The 7,850-nt window shown below is 71.0% G+C and carries 6 protein-coding genes; 4 read left to right on the top strand and 2 right to left on the bottom strand.

The features are described 5' to 3' along the window. Both KGQ19_RS45830 and KGQ19_RS45825 read left to right on the top strand, forming a co-directional pair. On the top strand, positions 1–718 hold a 718-nt coding region (locus KGQ19_RS45830; protein WP_212021436.1), incomplete at its 5' end, for a vWA domain-containing protein. A gap of 528 nt (positions 719–1,246) precedes the next feature. Next, entirely contained in the window at positions 1,247–1,441 is a 195-nt protein-coding gene (locus tag KGQ19_RS45825; protein ID WP_194899836.1) for a DUF5999 family protein, read from the top strand. 280 nt (positions 1,442–1,721) lie between these two features. Here KGQ19_RS45825 and KGQ19_RS45820 read toward each other — a convergent pair whose 3' ends face one another. Next, positions 1,722–2,468, bottom strand: a complete 747-nt coding sequence (locus KGQ19_RS45820; protein ID WP_212021432.1) for a phosphotransferase enzyme family protein — start codon at positions 2,466–2,468, stop codon at positions 1,722–1,724. Positions 2,469–2,634: 166 nt separating this feature from the next. On the opposite strand from KGQ19_RS45820, the gene KGQ19_RS45815 reads away from it, so the two are divergent. After that, on the top strand, positions 2,635–3,330 hold the full coding sequence (locus KGQ19_RS45815) for a 3'-5' exonuclease (RefSeq protein WP_212021430.1): 696 nt from the start codon (positions 2,635–2,637) through the stop codon (positions 3,328–3,330). A gap of 217 nt (positions 3,331–3,547) precedes the next feature. After that, on the top strand, positions 3,548–4,816 hold the full coding sequence (locus KGQ19_RS45810) for an MFS transporter (RefSeq protein WP_212021428.1): 1,269 nt from the start codon (positions 3,548–3,550) through the stop codon (positions 4,814–4,816). 81 nt (positions 4,817–4,897) lie between these two features. Here KGQ19_RS45810 and gcvP read toward each other — a convergent pair whose 3' ends face one another. Further along, on the bottom strand, positions 4,898–7,771 hold the full coding sequence (gene gcvP / locus KGQ19_RS45805) for an aminomethyl-transferring glycine dehydrogenase (RefSeq protein ID WP_368862254.1): 2,874 nt from the start codon (positions 7,769–7,771) through the stop codon (positions 4,898–4,900). Positions 7,772–7,850 lie beyond the last annotated feature (79 nt).

Below are 7,850 nucleotides of genomic sequence, written 5' to 3'. Positions count from 1 at the left end.
CCCCACCCACACCGCCGCCGGCACCGCGCTGTCGGTCTGGAACATCACCAGCGAACAGACCCGCGGCCTGGTCGTCATGGACGTCTCCGGCTCCATGGGCATGACCGTCGACGGCCAGTTCGACCCCGCCACCCACGCCCCGCTGACCCGACTCCAGGTCACCGCCGCCGCCTGCGTCGCCGGACTGCCGATGTTCGGCGACAACTCCGAACTCGGCTTGTGGACCTTCACCACCAAGGACGCCGCCGACGGCGGCGGCACCGTCCACACCGAACTGGTGCCGATGGGCCCGCTGTCGGCGCCGGTCGGGAACGGCCAGACCCGGCGCTCGGCGCTGAACACGGCACTGGGGCAGCTGACCATCCAGCCGGGCAGCCGCAACGGGCTCTACGACACCATCCTGGACGCCTACCAGACCGTGCTGACCGGCTGGGCGCCGAACGAGTCCAACGCGATCGTGGTGTTCACCGACGGCAAGGACGACGGCCTGAACTCGATGACCGCCGACCAGCTGATCACCAAGCTCGACGCGCTGAAGGCGGCCAACCCGAACCACCCGGTCCGGGTGATGATCGTGGCCCTGGGCAGCGGCGTGGACCTCACCACGCTGTCGAAGATCACCGCCGCCGCCAACGGGCAGGCGCTGCACGCCGACACCCCGGCCGACATCGGGTCCGCGGTGATCGCCGGGTTCGCCGGGCGGCTGGCTGATCAGTGAGTCCACGGGTCCCGGGCTGGTTCCGGTGGGTTCCTTCGCGACAGCTATAGCGGAATGATATATCGGCCCGATACATTTGGGCACAGCGATGATGATCGCTGCCCAGAACCACCCGGATCCGCTCCGGGTCCACCCCGGATCCACCCCGACTCCACTCGCGGACGGCTTCTACGAGGCCTGCACAAGATCGCCGATCTTTAGGCAAGCCGTCCCTAAGGGACAACACCGACAAAAGCAAAGCTCAAAGGGAACTCAGAGCGACGAACGATTGACCACCAGCTCGCGTGTAGTCAGTAGTGACTATGTGAGCGGGCTTCGGAGCCACACCAGAGCACTACATTCCCCGAATGCCCGAGTCACCTGACCGGATTTCCCTGCGCAGAACGGTGTGACGCGCGACACTAGGAGCACTGGTTCAGACCACACCTCGGACCAAGGCCCGGCGACCGCTCGAAACGGCCGCCCCGACGACGAAGAAGAAGAACGACCATGACAACGATGACCGCCCACCGGCCCGGCTCCGCGCACGTGTGCCACCACCTCCCCTGCTGCCCAGGCTCGACCGCCCCCGACCGGGACGCCGCCCTGGTCGTGTCCGCACACCCGGAGCAGGGCTGGTCGCTGCTGTGCAACGGGATCGTGTCCTTCGACGACACCGGCGAGCTGCTGCCCGACGGGCAGGCGATCGCCCCGCACCGCCCGACCGACCGCTTCGCTGCCTGAGGCGCCACGCCCGACTAGCGCTCACCCTGTATTCGACCAGTAATCGTTTAACCGCTTATCCGTCCATAGAACAGACCCACCCGGGGGAGATCCGGGTCCGGCCATCCGGACCCGCCGGCCCTCGGTGCTGATCCCGCTTTCTTCCGGGACCGCTGATCGATCCGGCATCGACAGCCGGACCCACCCGCCGCGTGAGGTTCCGCCGCGGCAGTGGCGTTCTAGGAAGCCGCTGAGCTTCCCGCCTGATATCCCCCCTCTGCTTTTCGGGCTCTGAAACGCCCTACCCCAGTGCTGCGGCGAACGTGCCGCGATGGCGTCCGATGTGGTCGATGTTCCGCAGGTAGTAGCTGTCGTGGCCCTCCGCGACGTGCCGGGAGAACGCCGGATGACCCGCGGCAGCCTGCGCCCGCATGAAGCGCACCAGGTGATCCAGCCGCGCGATGACGGTGTCGAGCAGCACGGCCCGGTCCCCGTCGGCGAGGTCGTAGGCGTCGGCGAACAGCGCCAGGCGCCGGGCCTGTTCCGCGGCGGGTGCGCCGTCCTCGACAAGCTGGACGAAGCGATAGGCCGCGTAGGCGACGTCCCAGACCCGCGGCGCCGGGTGTGCGGTGTCGAAGTCGATCAGGGCCACCGGATGGCCGTCCCGGAAGACGGTGTTGTAGGGCGCGACATCTCCGTGGCAGACCACCTCCGCCGGTTCGCGGGACTCGAAGTACCAGGCGGCTTCCGGCGGCGGGACGAAGCCGAGGCTCGCGTCATGGAGAGCACGGAGCAGGACCGCCACTTCTACGAGCGCTTCATCCGGGACCACGACCTCCGAATCCGGCACTTCGCCCGGTAGGAAGTCGACGATCTCGCGCCCTTCAGCATCAAAGCCGTGGGCCCGCGGCGCGCCGGCGAAACCCTTCGCCGCGAGGTGCGCGAGCAACGCGTGGACGGCCGGCGTCCACTCCCCCGCCGGCCGGTGGACGCGGTCGCCGAATCTCAGGACTGTGTTCACGCCGCCGGCCATGGGTTCGTTGGTCATTCGGAGATGGTGCCATGCGGGTGGTCGGTGGGTGGTCACGCTGTTGGTGGCCAGCGGCTGGTTTGGTTTTGGTCGGGTCTCTCGGCTATCAGCTTTATGGCCTGTCATCACATGATCAATCCGCCGGATCCAACCTCGCCCGGCCACCCGCGGCTAGGCTTGTCCGATGACCAAAACGTCCACGCCCGGCGCCCCGACTCCGGCCCTGCTGCACGATCCCGCACTGGTCGGGACGACCTTCGTGGTGCTGGACTTCGAGGGCACGACGCCGCGCGGGTACTCCCCCGAGCCGGTCGAGGTCGCCGCGATCGCGCTGCGCCGAGACGGCGACGGGGGCACCGACGGTCAATGGCGCCAGGTCTGGTCCTTCGACGCGCTGATGAAGCCGCCGGCCCACGCCGCCATCACCGACTTCGACACCTCGCAGCACGGCATCACCGCCGCGATGGTCGCCGACCGTCCGGGCTCGGCGACGGTACTCGGGCAGTTCGACGCCCAGGTGGGAGACGGGCCGCACCTGCTCGTGGCGCACAACACCACCATGGAGGGCGGGATCATCTACCGGTACCGGGACGCCTGCCCGGCGCTGGCGGCCACGCATCTGCTCGACACCGTGAAGCTGGCGCGGGCCCTGCTGCCGGACGCACCGGGCTACGGCCTGGACGCGCTGATCGACCACCTGCGCCTGCCCCGGCCGGCCACCCGGCACCGGGCGATGCCCGACGTCGAAGTGACCGTCGCGCTGTTCGAGCATCTGCTGGAGGTGGCCGCCACACGGGGGTTGCGCGACCTGGCCGATGTCGTCAGGGTCTGCGGATCCACCGCCAAGGCGACGCTGCCGATTCAGGATTCGATCTTCTGATCCGGCCGGTCCGGCTTCGAGCACTCCGCCTTCAAGTGCTGACCTCCAAGTGCTGGACTTCAAGTTCTGGCTTCGCTTCTCCCCCGGCGTTCGTTATGATCAGCCCCATGTTCATCACCTCACGTGCGTAAGGACCCACGTCGACCGCCGCGGCCACCGGCCGTGTCGCGGTCCGTCGGCGTCCCCGCAAGTGATCTCACGGTGAGGAACAACTCCCTTGTCTTCGTACCTGGCGGTACTCCGCCTGCCCTCCGCCGCGCGCACATTCGCCACGGCCCTCATCGGACGGCTGTCCTACGGCACCGTCGTCCTGTCCATGACCCTCGCACTGGCCTCCGGCCACGGCTCCGTCGGCCGCGCCGGCGCGGTCGTGGCCGTCTTCGCGCTGTCCGTCGCGGCCCTGGCGCCCCTGCGCGCCCGCCTGATCGACCGGCACGGCATCCGGCGCGTGCTGCTGCCCCTGGCGCTGTCCTACGCCGCCGCACTACTCGGCATCACGGCCGCCACCTGGCGTCCCGGCGCACCGCTCTGGCTCCTGGAAGCCCTCGCCCTCGCCGCCGGCGCCACGGCCCCGCCGCTGGGGCCGACCATGCGCACCCTGTGGCGCACGATGTGCGGCGACGACCAGGCACTGATGCAACGGGCGTTCAGCCTGGACACGGTCGCCGAGGAGGTGATCGGGGTGAGTGGGCCGCTGCTGGTCGGGGTGCTGATCCTGGTCGCGAACCCGGCGGTCGGGGTGCTGCTCAGCGCGGTGCTGGTGGCGGTGGGGACGGTGGCGATGATGACGTCGCCGGTGGTGGGGCTGGCTTCGACCGGTGTTCGGGCCCCGGGCGGCGGGCTGGGCACACGGACCGGTCGGGTCCGGCACCGGGGCAGTCTGTCGCGGATCGCCGAGCCGGTGTTCGCCGCGACCGGTGTGGGGCTGGGCCTCGGCGCGCAGAGCCTGGCGATCGTGGCCTTCGCGATGCGGCACCATCAGCCCTCGGCGATCGCCTGGGCCGACGCCGGTATGTCAGTCGGCAGCATCCTCGGCGGCCTCGCCTACGGCACCATCCACTGGCCGATCCCCGGCCGCACCCGGCTCCCACTCCTGACCGTCGCCCTCGGCCTGAGTATCGGGGCCGCCGGACTCGCCCCGAACGTCTGGACCCTGACAGCCATCACCACGGCCACCGGCTTGTTCGTCTCACCCCTGATGACCTGTGCCTACCTGGTCGGCGACGAACTCGCCGCCGAGCAGTCCCGCACCAGCGCGGGCATGTGGGTCAACAACGCCTACAACGCCGGCTCCTCGGCCGGCTACGCGGCGATGGGGCCGGTACTGGCGCGGCTGCCGTTGTCGGGGTGCTTCGCACTGGCGGCTGCTCCGGTGGTGCTGGCCGCGGGGGCGGCACGGATCTGGCGCTTCCGGATCGCGAAAGCGACGCCGAGCGCCGAAGTAGCGATCACCGAGGCACCGGCGCCGGCATCAGCCGCCGTCTAGCGAAACGCCGACGCCCCGCAGGCCGCGAAGTCGGTCTGCGGGGCGCCGGCGCACCATGACTCACTCAAGCCATCGACGTACTCAGCCCTCGAAAGCCTCCGGGGCCGGGCAAGAACAAACCAGGTTCCGGTCCCCATAAGCCCCGTCGATGCGCCGCACCGGCGGCCAGTACTTGTCCGCCGGGTCCACCCCGGCCGGGAACACTGCCTCGGCCCGCTCGTAGCCGTGCTTCCAGTCCCCGGCCAGCATCGCCGCCGTGTGCGGGGCCTGGCGCAGGGGGTTGTCCTCGCGGTCCAGGTCGCCGGTGGCGACGCGGTCGATCTCGGCCTTGACGGCCAGCATGGCGTCGCAGAAGCGGTCCAACTCGGCCAGGTCTTCGCTCTCGGTGGGCTCGATCATCAGGGTGCCGGCCACCGGGAAGGACATGGTGGGGGCGTGGAAGCCGTAGTCGATCAGGCGCTTGGCCACGTCGTCGACGGTGACGCCGGTGTCCTTGGTGATCTGGCGCAGGTCGATGATGCACTCGTGGGCCACCAGGCCGTTGGGGCCGGTGTAGAGGACCGGGTAGTGGTCCGACAGGCGCTTGGCGACGTAGTTGGCGGCGAGGATGGCGTGCTGGGTGGCGCTGCGCAGGCCCTCGGCACCCATCAGGCGGATGTATGCCCACGGGATCGGCAGGATGCCGGCCGAGCCCCACGGGGCGGCCGAGACCGGGCCGACGCCGCCGCCTTCGGGACGGGGCCCGGCGACCGGGTGCAGGGGGTGGTTGGGCAGGTAGGGCGCCAGGTGGGCGCGGACGCCGACCGGGCCGACGCCGGGGCCGCCGCCGCCGTGCGGGATGCAGAAGGTCTTGTGCAGGTTCAGGTGCGAGACGTCGCCGCCGAAGGAGCCGGGCTTGGCCAGGCCGACCATGGCGTTCAGGTTCGCGCCGTCCACGTAGACCTGGCCGCCGGCGGCGTGCACCAGGGCGCAGATCTCGGTGACCTCCTCCTCGAACACGCCGTGCGTCGAGGGGTAGGTGATCATCAGGACGCTGAGCTCGTCCCGGTGCTTGTCGATCTTCGCCTTCAGGTCCGCGACGTCCACCGAGCCGTCCTCGCGGGCGGCCACGACCACCACCCGCATCCCGGCCATCACCGCGCTGGCGGCGTTGGTGCCGTGCGCCGAGGAGGGGATCAGGCACACGTCGCGCTGCCCCTGGCCGTGGTCGCGGTGGTAGGCGCGGACGGCCAGCAGCCCGGCCAGCTCGCCCTGCGAGCCGGCGTTCGGCTGCACCGAGACCCGGGCGTAGCCGGTCACCTCGGCCAGCCAGCCCTCCAGCTGGCCGATCAGCGACAGGTAGCCCGAGGCCTGGTCCAGCGGGGCGAAGGGGTGGATCGCGCCGAACTCGGGCCAGGTGATCGGCTCCATCTCGGTGGTCGCGTTCAGCTTCATCGTGCAGGAGCCGAGCGGGATCATCGAGCGGTCCAGGGCGATGTCGCGGTCGGCGAGCTTGCGCAGGTAGCGCAGCATCGCGGTCTCGGAACGGTGCGCGTGGAAGACCGGGTGGGTCAGGAAGTCGGTGGCGCGCTGGTGGCCGCCGAGGGCGTCCTCGGTGGCGGCGTCGAGCTCGTGGACTCCGGCCGCCTCCTTACCCGTGACCCCGAACGCCGCCCAGACGGCCCGCAGGTCGGCCCAGTCGGTCGTCTCGTCGCAGGAGATGCCGACGGTGTCCTCGTCGACCAGCCGCAGGTTCACGCCCGAGGCCAGCGCGGCGCGCCAGACCTCGGCGGCCCGGCCGGGGACCCGCACGGTCAGGGTGTCGAAGAACGCGGTCGGCACGACCTCGACCCCGGCCTCGCGCAGCCCGGCGGCCAGGACGGCGGTGTAGCGGTGGGTGCGGCGGGCGATCGCGGTCAGACCCTCGGGACCGTGGTAGACCGCGTACATACCGGCGATCACGGCCAGCAGCACCTGCGCCGTGCAGATGTTGGACGTGGCCTTCTCGCGCCGGATGTGCTGCTCGCGGGTCTGCAACGCCAGCCGCAGCGCGGGTCGGCCGTCAGTGTCCACAGACACCCCGACCAGGCGGCCGGGCAGCGAGCGGGACAGGTTCTCGCGGACGGCCATGTAGCCGGCGTGCGGGCCGCCGAAGCCCAGCGGCACGCCGAAGCGCTGCGTGGAGCCGACCGCGATGTCGGCCCCGGCCTCGCCGGGCGAGGTGAGCAGGGTCAGGGACAGGATGTCGGCGGCGACCGCGACCAGCATGCCGCGCTCGTGGGCCGCCTCGGCGATCGCCGTGAGGTCACGCACCTGGCCGGAGGCGCCGGGGTACTGGACCAGCACGCCGTAGTAGTCGCCCTCGGGCAGCCGGTCGGCGTTCAGGTCGGCGAGCGCCAGCTCGATCCCCAGCGGCTCGGCCCGGGTCTGGAGCACGGCCAGCGTCTGCGGGAAGACGTCGGCGTCGACCAGGAACCGCGGCGACTTGGACTTGGTGGCGCGCCGGGCCAGGGTCATGGCCTCGGCGGCGGCGGTGCCCTCGTCCAGCAGGGAGGCGTTGGCCACCGGCAGCCCGGCCAGGTCGGCGACCACGGTCTGGAAGTTGAGCAGCGCCTCCAGCCGGCCCTGGGAGATCTCCGGCTGGTAGGGGGTGTAGGCGGTGTACCAGGCCGGGTTCTCCAGCACGTTGCGCAGGATCACCGGCGGGGTGAAGGTGCCGTGGTAGCCCAGGCCGATCATCGGGCGGAACACGCGGTTGCGGCCGGCGATGTCCCGCAGCTCGGTCAGCACCTCGGCCTCGGAGCGGGCCGGCGGCAGGTTCAGGCGCTCGGTGAGCCGGATGGAGCCGGGCACGGCGGCCTCGGTCAGCGCGTCGAGCGAGTCGTAGCCGAGCAGGGCCAGCATGTGGGCGGCGGCGGCCGGGTCCGGACCGATGTGCCGGTCGGCGAAGGGGGAACTCTGTTCCAGTTCGACCAGCGTGGGCCGGGCGGCGGCGGTAGCCGACTTGAAGTCGGCGGCCTGGTCGGCAGCGTGGTCGGAGGTCGGGTCGGCGGGC

The sequence above is a fragment of the Catenulispora pinistramenti genome (assembly GCF_018274385.1).
Taxonomy (GTDB): Bacteria; Actinomycetota; Actinomycetes; order Streptomycetales; family Catenulisporaceae; genus Catenulispora; species Catenulispora pinistramenti.
Note: the sequence above shows the minus strand (reverse complement) of the source record. Positions and strands in the feature narration are given on the sequence as shown.